This is a genomic window from Microbulbifer sp. ABE4_465 (assembly GCF_056160765.1).
Map to the genome: position 1 here is coordinate 151,395 of NZ_JBSWXV010000003.1, position 14,506 is coordinate 165,900.

Consider the following 14,506-nt stretch of genomic DNA (forward strand, 5'->3'; position numbering starts at 1 on the left):
CGGGCACGGAATTTTCGTGACCAGAATGCGATTATTGGACTCGATTTTGTAATAAAAAACACCGGCATGGCCGCAATTTATTTCGGTATTTACGCCAACTGGCAAATAATTGTTTTACATATTGGTTTTATTTGTTACTAATCGTCCTGTCTGGAAAAACGTTTGTAGTAATACTACAATCGCCCCCGCTTACGCACTTGCAGCCGGTTAATTGAGGGCATCTCTGTGCGCCGTATGGCGTCTGCCCTACAGTTGACGGGCCGAGAATTCAACGCCGAATTCAAAGTCGAGCCGGTATTAACGAGCCTCTCACTCAACAACTTCTGACAGGCTCCTTATGGCCGGCGGTATTCAGGTCGCGCAGTTCCGTTTGTTTAAAACTGTTTCACGCTGCACCCTCCATTGTGTTGCTGAAATAATGACCAGCGTTCGTTGCTTTTCTGCCAATTCAGGCGGTGATTTGGCGAACCTGGCGGCAGAACCCGGGGGAGATCCCGGTGTTTACGGTACTGTTGCGCAGCAAAAATTCTGACCATAAAAAAACACCGACTCGACGTCGTATATTCGCCGAGGAGCATTTGATGCACGAAGAAACCGACATTCAGGAAACGCAGGAATGGCTGGACGCGCTGCAGGCGGTCATCCGCCACAGTGGCAAGGAACGCGCCGCGTTCCTGATCAAGCAGCTGTCTGACCGCGCCACCAACACCGGCGTACAGCTGCCGGCTGCCATCACCACCCCTTACCGCAATACCATTCCGCAGGACGCGGAAAAGCGTATGCCGGGTGACCTGTTCATGGAGCGTCGAATCCGCTCCCTGATCCGCTGGAACGCGCTGGCCATGGTGGTTCGCGCCAACTCCAACGCGGACAGCCTCGGCGGCCACATCGCGAGCTTCTCGTCTGCAGCGACCCTGTACGACGTAGCCTTTAACTACTTCTTCCGCGGTAACGAAGGGGAAGAGCGCGGCGACCTGATTTTCTTCCAGGGCCACAGCGCGCCGGGCATTTACGCCCGTTCTTACCTCGAAGGCCGCTTTGACGAAGAGCAGCTGGACAACTTCCGCCGCGAAGTAAATGGCAAGGGTCTGTCCTCTTATCCGCACCCGTGGCTGATGCCGGAATACTGGCAGTTTCCTACCGTATCCATGGGCCTTGGTCCGATCCAGGCCATCTACCAGGCGCACATCATGCGCTACCTGTCTGCCCGCGGCCTGTCTCCGCGCGGCGATCGCAAGGTGTGGGCATTCCTGGGTGACGGTGAGTGTGACGAGCCGGAATCCCTCGGCGCCATCGCCCTGGCGGGCCGCGAAAAGCTGGAAAACCTGGTATTCGTGGTCAACTGTAACCTGCAGCGTCTGGACGGCCCGGTACGCGGTAACGGCAAGATCGTGCAGGAACTGGAAGGTGTATTCCGCGGTGCCGGCTGGAACGTGATCAAGGTCCTGTGGGGCCGCCTGTGGGATCCGCTGTTCGAGAAAGACGAAAAAGGTCTGCTGCAGAAAGTCATGGACGAGACCGTCGATGGCGAGATGCAGAACTTCAAGGCCAACGGCGGCGCTTACACCCGCGAGCACTTCTTCGGCAAATACCCGGAGCTGGCGGAGATGGTCAAAGACTTCTCCGACGAAGAGATCATGAAGCTGAACCGCGGCGGCCACGACCCGTACAAGGTCTACGCGGCCTACGCCGAAGCCATGGCGAGCAAGGGCAAGCCCACCGTCATTCTGGCGCAGACCGTAAAAGGCTACGGCCTGGGTGCCGCCGGTGAAGCGGCGATGGATACCCACAACGTGAAGAAGATGGACACCGAGGCGCTGAAGCGCTTCCGCGACCGCTTCGCGATCCCGATTACCGACAAGGAAATCGAGGAAGTGCCGTACTACCGTCCTGCGCCAGACAGCCCGGAAATGAAGTACATGGCCGAGCGCCGCAAGGCTCTGGGTGGCCCGGTACCGTCTCGCAGCACCGAAGTGGCCAAGCTGGAAATCCCGGAACTGGACGCCTTCAGCGCCCTGACCAAAGGCTCCGGCGACCGCGAAATCTCCAACACAATGGCGTTCGTACGCGCGCTGTCCGTGCTGGTGAAAGACAAGAAGATGGGCAAGAACGTCGCGCCCATCGTGCCGGACGAAGCCCGTACCTTCGGTATGGAAGGTCTGTTCCGTCAGCTGGGTATCTACTCTTCCCAGGGGCAGAAATACACCCCGGTCGATCACGGCCAGATCATGTATTACAAGGAAGACAAGAAAGGCCAGGTGCTGGAAGAAGGCATTAACGAAGCCGGCGCCATGTCCGCATGGATGGCGCTCGCCACTGCCTACAGCAACCACGGCGTGCCGATGGTGCCTTTCTATATCTACTACTCCATGTTCGGCTTCCAGCGCATTGGCGATCTGGCATGGGCCGCCGGTGACATGCAGGCGCGCGGCTTCCTGATCGGTGCCACTGCCGGCCGTACCACCCTGAACGGCGAAGGCCTGCAGCACCAGGACGGCCACAGCCTGGTACTGTCCGGTACCATTCCGAACTGTAAGAGTTACGACCCGGCCTTCGGTTACGACCTGGCTGTGATCATTCGCCAGGGTCTCATCGAGATGTACGAAGAGCAGAAAAACCTGTTCTATTACGTCACCGTCGAGAACGAAAACTTCCTGCAGCCGGAAATGCCGCAGGGCGTGGAAGAGGGCATCATCCGCGGTATCTACAAGCTGGATGCCAATTCCCGCAAGAAGGGCAAAGGCAAGGCCGCCAAGAAGCACGTACAGCTGGTGGGCGCTGGTTCCATCCTGCGCGAAGTCATGGCTGCCGCGGACATTCTCGCCGACCAGTTCGGTGTGACCTCCGACGTGTGGAACCTGACTTCCGCCACCGAAGCGGCCCGTGAGGGTCAGGACGCAGCGCGCTGGAACATGCTGCACCCGACTGAAACCCCGCGTAAGTCCTGGGTGGAAGAGCAGTTTGCAGGTAATGAAGCGCCGGTTGTTGTGTCTACCGACTACATCCGCTCCTACGTCGAGCCGCTGCGCGAATTTATCGACGGCGACATGATCACCCTCGGCACCGACGGCTTCGGCCGCAGTGACAGCCGCGAGCAGCTGCGTCGCTTCTTCGAAGTGAACCGCAACTACGTGGCGATCGCGGCGCTGAAGGGCCTGGCGGATCAGGGCGTGATCGAAGCCTCTGAGGTGGCCGACGCCATCAAGAAGCTCAATATCGACCCGGAAAAAGTAAACCCGCGTCTGGTCTAAGGCCCGCTGAATAAGGAAGGTAAAGACATGGCTAAGCAAGTCATTAAAGTGCCTGATCTCGGCGGCGCCGATCAGGTAGATGTAATCGAAATCGCCGTTGCCGTGGGTGACACGGTGGCGGAAGAGGACGCGCTGATTGTGGTGGAGGGCGACAAGGCCTCCATGGACATCCCCGCACCGGTGGCCGGCAAGGTCCTGAGCATCTCCGTAAAGGAAGGTGACAAGGTCTCCGAAGGCGACGTGATCGGTGAAATGGAAACGGACGCTGGTGACGATGCCGGCAGCGACGCGGCGGAAGAGCCAGCGCCTGCTCCGGCAGCGGAACCTGCTCCGGCCCCCGCCGCTGAAGAAGCACCGGCACCTGCCGCTGCAGCAGGCGTTGAGAAGGAAGAGGACATTGTGGTTCCGGATCTCGGCGGTGCCGAGTCTGTGGACGTGATTGAAATCTCCGTCTCCGCCGGCGATGAAATCGAAGAGGGCGATGCCCTGATCGTGGTGGAAGGCGACAAGGCGTCCATGGACGTACCGTCTGCCGCTTCCGGCACCATCGTTTCCATCTCCGTGAAGGAAGGCGACAAGGTGTCCACCGGTGATGTGATCGGTGTGATCAAAACCGTCTCAGGTGACGGCGCGGCCCCCGCGCCGGCCGCTGCGGCGCCTGCCCCCGCTCCGGCGGCGGCTCCGGCTCCGACCAGTGAAGCTGAAGCGCAGCAGGAAGCGCCGAAACGCGACCCGCACGTCGAGCGCGACCACACCCCGTCTGCCGAAGTTTACGCCGGCCCCGCCGTGCGCAAACTGGGTCGCGAACTGGGCGTGACTCTGAACAAGGTCAAGCCTACCGGTCCCCGCGGCCGAGTGACCAAGGACGACCTGCACGCCTATATCAAGGAACAGGTGAAGAAAGCCGAAAGCGGCGCGGTAAGCAGTGTTGGTGGCAACATCGGCATCGCGCCCATGCCGGAAATCGATTTCAGCCAGTTTGGCCCGGTCACCACCGAGCCGATGAGCAAAATCCACAAGCTGACCGCGGCGAATATGTCCCGCAACTGGCTGAACGTGCCCCACGTTACCCAGTTCGACGACGCCGACATCACCGAGCTGGAAGATTTCCGCAAGGCAATGAAAGCCGAAGCGGACAAGCGCGGCGTGAAGCTCACGCCAGTACCGTTCCTGCTGAAAGCGGCGGCCGCTGCACTGCGTGAAGTGCCGAGCTTTAACGTATCCCTGCACAACGATGGCGAGCACATCGTGAAGAAGGACTACGTGCACATCGGTATGGCAGTGGATACACCGAAGGGCCTGATGGTTCCGGTGATCCGCGACGTGGACAAGAAAGGCCTGTACGAGCTGGCAGAAGAAGCAACCGCCATGGCCATCGCGGCCCGCGACGGCAAGCTGAAGCCCCGGGATATGCAGGGCGCCTGCTTCACCATTTCCAGCCTCGGCGCCATCGGTGGCACCGGCTTTACCCCGATCGTGAATGCGCCGGAAGTGGGCATCCTCGGTGTTTCCAAGCTGGCAATTCGCCCCGAGTGGAACGGCAGTGAATTTGTTCCGCGCAAGATGCTGCCCCTGGCACTGTCTTACGACCACCGTGCGGTAAACGGTGGTGACGCGGGTCGCTTCCTGACCTACCTGGCCGATGTTCTGGCCGACGTGCGTCGACTGCTGCTGTAACTGACAGGCTCTCGGGCATACGAGCGCCAATGTAAAAAGCGCCGGAGGGTTTCCCCCGGCGCTTTTTTTGTGTCCATTTTTCGCTCAGCACCTGTGTGATGGCCCACATTTTCCGGGCGCCTAACGCGCCAGTGCCGTGGCCACGTCGCGAGACTCCCTCCTGCGTTGATTCCCGCGCATTTAATTCTGGTTAAAACGTGAACAGCGTCGTCGAACGCTTCCTGCGCGCTAAACTGAAATTAACAGTGAGTGGATGTCGGGAGAATGGAGTTCCCGGCGGTGGTCAGGTAGTGATCAAGTTGCGAGGTAGGTGAGTCATGAAGCGCACAGGGATTGCAGCTGTGGCAATGGGCGCCACACTGTGTATACAGGGTTGTATGTTCGTGCCGTATGGAAACGAAAACAGTTATGACCCTTTCTTTTTCAACCCCGACGATAAAACACAAAGTGCAGATTTTGTCGAAGTGGGTAATTATTTGCCAAATGCGGCGGCACCTCCCGCGGCCAGCCGCCAGTGTTCAACGGACGTTGAAAGTAATCGAGTTGGTTCTGCCTGCTGGTTTTTCCCGGTAATGCGAGTGTACTGAGCCAGTCGGGAATGGCGGGTGTTGGAATAGATGTTAAGGAGACCCCATGCGCAAACGAGTGACGATTTTATCCCTGATGGCGGCGGCAACGTTGCTGTCTGCCTGTGGTACCAGCAGCGTGCGTGATCAGGTGGTCTACCCTAACAGTGCGCCTATTCCCCGTGCGCCGGCACACGCGGAGCAAAAAACCAATTACGACGGTTGCCCCGGGGATGCGGAAGAACTGGCGCCGGGCTCTATTTGCCCGGCTACCGCCCAGTGCTACGAAATTTCCGGTGGCCGTCGCTGTATCGTTTACGAGAAGTAATACCGATACAGTGGGCGCCAGTAACTTTGCGCTATTCACAGAGGAAGTGATATGCAGCTGCGCCTGCTTTTTGTTTTGCTGATCCTGCTGTTCTCCGGATGTGCCAGTACGACAGGTGATGGCCTGGAAAATACGGCCCGTCTTGACGGTTTCTGGTGTGACCTTACCGGTACGCCGGCAACCTATTACCAGCGGCCGCAGCCTGCCAATTTGATGCCGGCTTACCCGCGAAACTGTTTTGCGGGCCACACGGAGGTTCACACGGCAAGTACTTGCCTGATGGACGACTCTGTTTGCTATCAGCTGGATACCGGTGCCTGGTGCACCGCAGGGCGTGCCCCCCAGTGCCCGGCAGGTACCTCGCCAATGGCGGTAGACGCGCCCTGCCCGGAAGGCGGCAAGTGCTGGATGTATAGTGAGGGGCTGCGCTGTCAGGGGCTGGATGTTTAGCAGTACTCGCCGGCTTGCGATCAGTCTGCGATCTTAACTGGACTCGGGCCAGGGCAGCCACAGGCTGACCCTCAGCCCTCCCTCAGCTCGGTTGTGCAGCCGAATCTGCCCGCCGTGGGCATCGGCGATTTCCCGGCACAGCGCCAGGCCAAGTCCGACCCCCTGGGGTTTGGTGGAATAGAATGGCAGCAGTGCCTGCTGTAACACCTTGTCGCTCATGCCGCTGCCTCGATCAGAAACGGTCAACAGTTGGCCGTGTACGTCGGTTTCAATCTGCAAGGTAATTTCGCCCTCGTCGCTGCCGGATTCGCTGGCGTTTTTCAGCAGGTTTAACAAGGCCTGTTCAATCTGTGCCGGATCAAAATAACCGGGCCGCAGAGGTATCTCACCTTTCAATGCAAAAGGGTGCAGCGGTTGCAGCCGTTTGGCCAGTGTCGACCAGTGCACTTCTTCCGGGGATGGCGGTGGCAATTTGGCAAAGCGCGCGTACCCTTGGGTAAACTCCGTCAGGTGCCGGCAGCGATCGGCGATCACATCAAATACCCCGGCCAGTTGCTGGGAATCGATTTTTTCCGACAGTAATTTTCCGCTGTGGGCCATGGATGAAATGGGGGCAAGGGAATTGTTCAGTTCGTGGCTGATCAGCCGGATCACTTTTTTCCACACCTGAACTTCCGCTCGGGTCAGCTCCCGGGTCATTTCCCGCAATAAAATCAGGCGATGCTTTTGTGAATTCAGTACGAAGGTGCTGTTGCTGATATGCAGGGTGTGGCTGCGTTCGCCATCGAGATAACTGGTGAGACCATCCTGTTTCTGCTCAATGGCCTGTGCCAGTTCCGGTGGGCACAGCGGCAGAATTTGTCCCAGCAAATGCCCCTGCAAGGGTTTGCCATCGTGCAGCATGTGCCGTGCACTGGTGTTGGCATAGATGATGTGTTCGCTCTGGTCGATCAGTAGCAGTGCCAGTGGCGAGCTCTGAATCACCGTGTCCAGCAGCAGTTCGCGCTGGTGAATATGGGCTCTTTCCCGCCGCAGAATTTCTCCCACTTCGTTGTACAGTTCCGCCAGTTGCCCCAGCTGATCATCGCGGTTGAGAGCCAGTGATATGGAGAAGTCGCCATCGCGAAAATTCAGCAGGCCGCCTTCCAGGCTTTGCAGTGCGCGGTTCAGGTTGCGGGTCACGGGGCGCAGGAGGGCGAAGGCCAGAATCAGAGCCAGTAACAGGCCCGCACTCCATGCGAGTACCGGGTGTGCACCCAGTCGTAACAGTCCAAATGGGATGCCGGTACCGAGTGCCACCGAGAGTAAAACGGTAGCAAACAGTTTTCCTTCGATGGAGGTTTTGGGGCTAGCGCCACTTGGCATCAGTAGGGAATTCCGTATTTATCCAGCCGGCGATACAGGGCCTGTCGGCTTAGTCCCAGTTCGCGCGCTGCCTGGGCGATAATGCCGTTACAGCTGGCGAGGGTCTGTTCCAGCAGTTCGCGGCTGGGTTCGAAACTGTGGTCCGGTACCTTGAGCTGGGTATCTTCCGGCAGCGCGAGGGTCGCCTCGTCGATGGTGTCGCCCCTGGTCAGTACCGCAGCACGCTGCATCACATTCTGCAGTTCGCGCACGTTACCGGGCCAACTGTAGCGCATCAGGCACTGCTGTGCCTGTGGGCTCAATTGCTTGCCGGTACTGGCGAGGAAACCGCGGGCCAGCGGCAGTATATCTTCCGGGCGCTCACTCAGTGGTGGCAGTTTTAGCTCGATCACATTGAGTCGATAAAACAGATCCTGACGGAAGCTGCCATCGCCAATCATCTGCTGCAGGTTGCTATTGGTTGCGCTGATTACACGCACCCGAACCTTGCGGGTCTGGCTGCTGCCGAGGCGCTGGAATTCGCCGGTCTGTAGTACTCGCAACAGTTTGACCTGGCCACTGGCGGAAAGCTCGCCGATTTCATCGAGGAACAGGGTGCCGCCGTCGGCGGCCTCAAATCGGCCCTGACGTACCTTGTTGCCGGAACCGGTGTAGGCGCCGGCCTCGGCGCCAAACAGTTCCGCTTCCATCAGCTCTTCCGGCAGGGCACCGACATTGACCTTGATAAAGGGGCCATCTTTCACACTGGAATTGGCCTGGACTATATCGGCGATTTTTTCTTTGCCTGCGCCATTCGGGCCGGTAATCAGAACAGGCACATCGGAGTGGGCCACCTGGGTGGCCATCTCCAGCAGCGTCTGCACGCTCTGGTTGCGGTAAACAATTTCCTGCAGGTCGAACTGTTGCTGTAGTTGCTCCCGCGCCTGTTGCGCGCGGCTCTGGGACTGCCGTTGCTGTTGCTGCAGCTCGTGCAGCTCCAGCAGATTTTTTATGGTGGCGATCAGTTTGTTGTCGTCCCAGGGTTTACCGACGTAATCGGCGGCACCGGCCTTGACCAGCTCTACCGCCATTTCCAGCTGGGTCCAGGCGGTGAGCAGGATAACGGGGATATCCGGTTGCAGCTCGCGCAGGGCAAAAAACAGCGCGCGGCCTTCCTCACCGGACGTGGTGTCCGCAGTGAAGTTCATGTCCTGGATGACGAGGCCAACATCCGAGTTTTCCCGCAACAGTTGCAGGCCCGCCTGTGGGGTAATGGCGGAGAGGGTTTGGATATCGTGGAGGGACAACAACAGGGTCAGGGCGGAAATGATGCCGGTGTTGTCGTCGATGATTAGGACCTTGTCCAATTAACTGTCCTTTGTAGTCAATTCTGTGGCGCTCCTGCTGCCGGCAGGTGGTTCTGGGACACGCCGTGAACCCGTCCATGGGGGCTCTCCTAAAACATCCCTGTTTTAGAAGGTCCCAGAACCACCTGCCGGCAGCAGGACCTTCTCATCGCATATTGAACTTCGAATCCGCGATTACACGCTACGTGTTGCCATTGCCGGCGAGATATTCGCAGCGCGCATGGCCGGCATCAACGCGGCAGCAACACTCACGAGCAACAATACTATCGCACACACGGTAAGCAGCGGTAATGTAAGAGCAGGTTGTGAAAATTCACTTACCATCAGCTGATTGATAATCAGTGCGCCGGCGGTGCCCAGCCCCAGCCCGGTACCGGCAATCAGGGCGTTTTCTACCAGAAAATAGCGGCTGATATTGGCGCGGGTGGCACCCAGTGCACGGCGGATACCGATCTGTTTGGTGCGCTGGTTGATCCAGAAAATGGTTAGGCCGATGATGCCGAGAGCGACGATGAAGGTGAGCAGGGCCATTACCAGAGACAGCACTTTGATCATGATGTTGTCGCTGATGTAGGTACGCTCCACATTTTCGCTCAGGGTCTCCACATGCACGACACGCTGAGGGTCACGCTTGTTGAGCAAATCCTCCACTTTTTTGAACACCTCGTCCCGTTGTCCTGGTTCGGTTCGGATCAGGTAGCGTTTGTGATTGCCAGTGACCAGCAGTGGATAGAAAACGACGTTGCCTGCGCGGGACCAGCCCGGCCAGGCACCCAGGTGCTGCTCGACCACACCGATGATTTCCACCGGGTTATCATCGGCTCCGCTATAAAAAAACTTACCGATAGCCGATTCACCTGGGTACAGCTTTTCGGCAAACTGCTTGCTGACCACTGCCATTTTGCTGTGATATTGGTCATTCGGTCCGATAACGTGCTCGTCGGCAGGAGCAAAACTGCGACCTTCGATCAGATTGAGGCCGAGGGTGTTAATAAAGTGTGAGTCCACCTGATAGTAGTTGGCGTTTTCGCCACCGATCTCCTGATTGGGCTCAGTGAAATAGGTGCCCGCGGAACCCGATCCGGACAGTGGAATCTGGTTGGTCACCGAGGCATCCACAACACCAGGTGTACTGCGCAGCAGGTCCAGGTCAGCTACGACGGCTCCTGCCATATCGTATTCAGTGGGGATGGGCATATAGGTTGCGGCGATAATATTTTCCACATCCATGCCGGTGGGGCGCGCCACCTGCTCCATACGATCTTTTACGATCACGCTGGCATTACTCACAATGGCAAGAGTGAGTGCAAGCTGCAGGGCGATCAGCAATGCGGATACCTTGTTGCGCCAGAGGGCGGACAACATGGGTTTTAGCTCGAACATGTTCTTTTCCTTTTCTCTGGGTTACTGGGTCTTCAGGTAAACGGATGGGTTGGTGCGGCTGATGCGCCAGGCCGGGTAAAGGCCGGCGAGAATGCTCGCGAAGATGGCGAGGCCGACAGCGGCCAGCATCATTTCCCAGTTCATGGTGGCGATCTGGTCTACCTGGCCCATCGCCAGTGCGCGAATACCGGTCAAACCGGCCAGTGCGAGGACGATACCCAGCAATCCGCCAAGCACACCGATACAGCTGCTTTCGATCAGGTGCTGGGTGAATATGGCGTTACGACTTGCGCCCAGCGCCCGGCGCACGCCGGCCTCCGGTGCTTTGCGCAAAAATTTTGCCAGCAGTAGGGCAACAGCATTGACCACGCACACTAACAGGAAGGCCAGCGATGCCCAGCCCAGTACCCGGTTGTCGTTATCCAGTACTTCATTTAGAACCAGCCATTCAGACGGGTGCGACAGGGCGAACTTCAGTGGACGTTCAAAGCGGCCCTGTTCTTTCTGCTGGCGGATATAGCCGGTGAGGAACTGCTCGTACGCTTCCTTCTGCTCAGCGTTGTCCAGTTCTACCCAAAATTGAATCCACACATGTTCTCCGAGCAGGAATCGCTCGTAGCCTTCGGCGCCCTCCGGTGCGCTGCTTGTCCAGCCATTGGTGTTGCCCCAGCTGTAGATTTCATACTTGCGGTGCAAGCCGAAGGGGATATACAGCTCTTCGGCGTCTGCGAAGGGGTTGTTGTTCAGGTCGTAAATTTTGGGTGATGGGTTCCAGTGCTTGAGCACACCGACGACGGTAAAGGGTTCACCGTTCAGTTTTACAACCTTACCGACACTGTTTTCACCGCCAAACAGTTTTTCATTGGTTTCTTTGCTGAGCACCACCGATTGCACCGCGGCGCTATCCGCCTCCTTGTTCCAGGTGCCGCCGAATTCAAACGGTACGTCGAACAGGGAAAAGAAATCCCGGGTGGTTACGCGGGTATTGGCGGTAAACGGGCGAATCTCGGACTCGTCTAGGTTTACGGTAAAACCGAAGCGGTGCATGGCGATTTGACGGGTGGGAATATCCGAGCGCAGCAGGGCAACCGCATCGGGGTAGGTGAGCTGCCAGGGAATTTCGTTGGCGGTATCCGCGGCCTGGTTCGGGTCCCAGCTATCCAATTGCACGGCATAGAGGACCTTGTCTTTATGCTCCAGTGCGTTCTGCGACATCATGTAGTTCAAGGTCATCACAGTCATGGATGCGCCCACACCTACGGCGATGGCGGCGATCATAAGCGCGCTCAATATAGGTGTTCCCCGCAGGCTGCGCATGGCGAGGCTGATGTAGTAGCCGATCATTTCGGTGTCCTTTTCTCTTATTCAGCAATGCGAATTCAGCTTATGCGGTGGCGGTTTCGGGCTGCGCAATGTTCTGGCGAAGATCGGAAACCTGACCGTCGACAATCTGAATGTTGCGCTGCGCTCGGCGGGCGAGATCCGGGTCGTGGGTGACCATGACGATGGTGGTACCCCATTCGTTGATGAATTCCAGTAGTTCCATGACCTGGCGTGCCATCAGGGAGTCGAGGTTGCCGGTGGGTTCGTCCGCGAGCAGAAAGCGGGGTTCGCCAGCGAGGGCGCGGGCGATGGCGACGCGCTGTTGCTGACCGCCGGATAGTTGTGCGGGCAGGTGTTTGGCGCGGGCGGAGAGACCGACCTGTTCGAGGGATTTTTCGATACGGCGACGGCGTTCTTTGGCGTTGAAGCCACGATAGCGCAGGGGCACGTCGATGTTGTCGAACAGGTTGAGATCCGGGATCAGGTTGAAGCCCTGAAAAATAAAGCCGATTTTTTCATTGCGCAGTCGCGAGCGGTCGCGGTCGGAGAGGTTGCCGACTTCCTGTCCGTCGAGCAGGTACTGGCCGCCGGTCGGGGTTTCGAGCAGGCCGGCGATATTGAGGAAGGTGGTTTTGCCGGAACCGCTGGGGCCGGTAACGGAGACAAATTCCCCTTCATTGACTTCGAGGCTGAAGTCACGCAGTGCGTGAGTTTCAATGGTATCGGTGCGATAGCTTTTACGGATATTGTGCATTTTGAGCATGGTGGATTTCCTTGTCGTGGTAGCCTTGAGGTCGTGAGTTCTTTCAAATTTTGGGGCGGCTCTGCTACCGATTGTTGTGTGCGAGACACGCCGTGAACCCATCCATGGGGGCTCTTCTGCGAGGTCCCTCTCGCAGAAGGTCTCGCACACAACAATCGGTATCAGCGCCTTCGCATCAGAGTTCAGTTTGTTTGATCAGTCTTTCAGCGCAACCAGCTGCGCCTTATCCAGCTCCTCCGCAGAGGAAGTAATGATTTGGTCCCCTTCCTTCAGGCCGGAAACAATCTCAACCTGGTTCAGTCCCAGTGCGCCAATGGTGATAGGTACTTTCACCGCCTGTTGCTGGTCGTTCAGCTTCCAGGCAAAGCGACCACCGGTCTGATCGAGGAAGGCGCCGCGCTTGACGAGCATGACGTCGTTGCGGTTTTCCAGCAGTACGCGCGCGGTAAGGCGCAGGTTTTGTCGGAGGTTCTCCGGCTGGCTGCCGGTAAAGCGCACGCGGGCGGTGACCTGGTTGTTGATCACTTCGGGGGCGATCGCGGTGATTTCACCGGGCAGCTTTTTACCACCCATATTGATTTCCACAGCCATGGCGAGGCCGAGGTCATCGGCGTAGTTTTCCGGCACCGCGGCTTCCAGCTCGAAACTGGTCAGGTCGACAACGGTGAGCAGTGGTGCATTGGCGGCGACAGCGGAGCGCTGCGTGGCTGCTAGGCTGCCGATGGTGCCGTCGACCGGAGAGACGATCTGCAATTCGTTGACCTTGCGCTGCAGTTCCTCTACCTGAAGCTGCTGCTGGTCCACCTGCAGTTGCAGGGTCTGGGTCTCAAAGGTAAGGGCTTCGTTTTCCAGCTGGGAGTTCTGCACCGCCTGCTTGTACTCCAGTTCCGCGCGGGCCAGATCATCGCTGGCCTTTTCAAAATCCAGCTGAGAGATAATCTGTTTCTCCATGGAAATCTCCGCGCGCTTCAGTTCTCGCTGTGCTGCTGTCAGGTCTACCTTGGCAAGATCCGCCTTCTGAGTGTTCTCCAGACGCTGACGCTTTGCCTGAATCTTCTGCCGTGCCAGCTCCACACTCAGTTTGCTGTACAGCGCACTCTCCTGGGCCAACTGGTTTTGCAGCTGTGGACTGTCCACCTCTGCAAGCAGCTGCCCCTGCGCAACCGCATCACCGGCCTTCACCGCAAACTTCACAATCCCCTGCGCCGGGCTGAACAGGGTAGGGCTATTGGCCGCAACCACCTTCCCCTGCACCACCAGATCCCGAACCAGATCCCCACGCTCCACTGCCGCGATATTGATCCGCGACAGCGACACGCTCGCATCCACCGCATTCGTGCTCTGCCAGCTCATCAGCCCCCAAACCACAAATGTTGCCGCCCCAATGCCAAGACCGGCGCGCTTCAACAGGCGCGGGTTCTTCCACGGGCTCTGTGGAGTGAGTTGGACGTCCTGCCCGGAGGTATCTCTGATCATGTTGTTCCCAAGTACTTTGAAACTGTTCTTCTGTCACTTTGATGCGGGTGTTCGCGGCCCCGGATGCAAAGTGGATTTTTCGGATGCAGCGGCCTTATCGCAATTGCCGTGCCAAAGCGTGATTTCCCATTAAGTATTTGATTTGTAAGAAAAATAAATTTCATTGAAGGTGTTGGGTGTAGGCCGAAGTGTCCGCAAAAAGTGTCCGGACAGACTGTGTCCGTGGGGGCGGACAGGAGTGGGAAGGCGCGACACGAGACCTGGGGAAGTTGTGACTGAGGTTGATGTTAAGGCGGCGATGCCGGGTACAGCTATGCAAGACGTTGATTCGGGCCTAGGCCCTCACCCTTCGGGCGCCCATGGCGTCCAAAGCTGGCGCTTTGTCCGCGAGAGGGACCTCGCGGAAGAGCCCCCATGGATGGGTTTACGGCGTGTCTTGCATAGCTGTACCCGGTAGCGTCGCCGCCGCTGAGCCAGATCCGTGCCTCAAACCACTTGCCTGTTCTTTAGCCAGAACCCCCAAGATGCTAGAATCCGCGCCCGAATTTATGGCTCAAATAGCCGGGCTCGAATAAGAC

11 protein-coding genes are annotated in these 14,506 nt (G+C 58.0%); 5 read left to right on the top strand and 6 right to left on the bottom strand.

Features of this window, described 5'->3' with window-relative positions; genetic code table 11:
• Positions 1–581 precede the first annotated feature (581 nt).
• The 5 genes from aceE (at position 582) to ACXAG1_RS07640 (ending at position 6,272) form a co-directional block, all read left to right on the top strand.
• On the top strand, positions 582–3,251 hold the full coding sequence (gene aceE, locus ACXAG1_RS07620) for a pyruvate dehydrogenase (acetyl-transferring), homodimeric type (RefSeq protein ID WP_475093777.1): 2,670 nt from the start codon (positions 582–584) through the stop codon (positions 3,249–3,251).
• A gap of 27 nt (positions 3,252–3,278) precedes the next feature.
• Positions 3,279–4,928, top strand: a complete 1,650-nt coding sequence (gene aceF, locus ACXAG1_RS07625) for a dihydrolipoyllysine-residue acetyltransferase (RefSeq protein ID WP_475119412.1) — start codon at positions 3,279–3,281, stop codon at positions 4,926–4,928.
• 317 nt (positions 4,929–5,245) lie between these two features.
• On the top strand, positions 5,246–5,515 hold the full coding sequence (locus ACXAG1_RS07630) for a hypothetical protein (RefSeq protein ID WP_475093775.1): 270 nt from the start codon (positions 5,246–5,248) through the stop codon (positions 5,513–5,515).
• Between the two features lie 46 nt (positions 5,516–5,561).
• Complete coding sequence (locus ACXAG1_RS07635; RefSeq protein WP_299595724.1) at positions 5,562–5,822, top strand: hypothetical protein; 261 nt, start codon at positions 5,562–5,564, stop codon at positions 5,820–5,822.
• Positions 5,823–5,873: 51 nt separating this feature from the next.
• Complete coding sequence (locus ACXAG1_RS07640) at positions 5,874–6,272, top strand: hypothetical protein (RefSeq protein WP_475093774.1); 399 nt, start codon at positions 5,874–5,876, stop codon at positions 6,270–6,272.
• A gap of 33 nt (positions 6,273–6,305) precedes the next feature.
• On the opposite strand, the gene ACXAG1_RS07645 is transcribed toward ACXAG1_RS07640, so the two are convergent.
• The 6 genes from ACXAG1_RS07645 to ACXAG1_RS07670 all read right to left on the bottom strand — a co-directional run bounded on the left by ACXAG1_RS07645 (position 6,306) and on the right by ACXAG1_RS07670 (position 13,928).
• Positions 6,306–7,637, bottom strand: a complete 1,332-nt coding sequence (locus ACXAG1_RS07645; RefSeq protein ID WP_475119413.1) for a sensor histidine kinase — start codon at positions 7,635–7,637, stop codon at positions 6,306–6,308.
• Positions 7,637–8,983, bottom strand: coding sequence for a sigma-54-dependent transcriptional regulator (locus ACXAG1_RS07650; RefSeq protein ID WP_475119414.1), 1,347 nt, complete (start codon positions 8,981–8,983; stop codon positions 7,637–7,639). Before ACXAG1_RS07650 ends, ACXAG1_RS07645 begins: the two co-directional genes overlap by 1 nt.
• Before the next feature lie 174 nt (positions 8,984–9,157).
• Positions 9,158–10,366: an ABC transporter permease gene (locus ACXAG1_RS07655; RefSeq protein WP_475119415.1), complete on the bottom strand. Its 1,209-nt coding sequence runs from the start codon at positions 10,364–10,366 to the stop codon at positions 9,158–9,160.
• A 21-nt stretch (positions 10,367–10,387) separates the two neighbouring features.
• Positions 10,388–11,710 carry an ABC transporter permease gene (locus ACXAG1_RS07660; protein ID WP_475093770.1) on the bottom strand — a complete coding sequence of 441 codons (1,323 nt, stop codon included), beginning with the start codon at positions 11,708–11,710 and terminating at the stop codon, positions 10,388–10,390.
• A 40-nt stretch (positions 11,711–11,750) separates the two neighbouring features.
• Entirely contained in the window at positions 11,751–12,452 is a 702-nt protein-coding gene (locus tag ACXAG1_RS07665) for an ABC transporter ATP-binding protein (RefSeq protein WP_231759694.1), read from the bottom strand.
• Positions 12,453–12,647: 195 nt separating this feature from the next.
• Positions 12,648–13,928: an efflux RND transporter periplasmic adaptor subunit gene (locus ACXAG1_RS07670; protein WP_475119416.1), complete on the bottom strand. Its 1,281-nt coding sequence runs from the start codon at positions 13,926–13,928 to the stop codon at positions 12,648–12,650.
• Positions 13,929–14,506 lie beyond the last annotated feature (578 nt).

Excerpts from the sequence above, each read along its gene's own strand:
- ACXAG1_RS07655 (WP_475119415.1), bottom strand. The coding sequence starts at position 10,366 with ATGTTCGAGCTAAAACCCATGTTGTCCGCCCTCTGGCGCAACAAGGTA.
- ACXAG1_RS07630 (WP_475093775.1), top strand. The coding sequence starts at position 5,246 with ATGAAGCGCACAGGGATTGCAGCTGTGGCAATGGGCGCCACACTGTGT.
- ACXAG1_RS07635 (WP_299595724.1), top strand. The coding sequence starts at position 5,562 with ATGCGCAAACGAGTGACGATTTTATCCCTGATGGCGGCGGCAACGTTG.
- ACXAG1_RS07670 (WP_475119416.1), bottom strand. The coding sequence starts at position 13,928 with ATGATCAGAGATACCTCCGGGCAGGACGTCCAACTCACTCCACAGAGC.
- aceF (WP_475119412.1), top strand. The coding sequence starts at position 3,279 with ATGGCTAAGCAAGTCATTAAAGTGCCTGATCTCGGCGGCGCCGATCAG.
- ACXAG1_RS07660 (WP_475093770.1), bottom strand. The coding sequence starts at position 11,710 with ATGATCGGCTACTACATCAGCCTCGCCATGCGCAGCCTGCGGGGAACA.
- aceE (WP_475093777.1), top strand. The coding sequence starts at position 582 with ATGCACGAAGAAACCGACATTCAGGAAACGCAGGAATGGCTGGACGCG.
- ACXAG1_RS07640 (WP_475093774.1), top strand. The coding sequence starts at position 5,874 with ATGCAGCTGCGCCTGCTTTTTGTTTTGCTGATCCTGCTGTTCTCCGGA.
- ACXAG1_RS07645 (WP_475119413.1), bottom strand. The coding sequence starts at position 7,637 with ATGCCAAGTGGCGCTAGCCCCAAAACCTCCATCGAAGGAAAACTGTTT.
- ACXAG1_RS07665 (WP_231759694.1), bottom strand. The coding sequence starts at position 12,452 with ATGCTCAAAATGCACAATATCCGTAAAAGCTATCGCACCGATACCATT.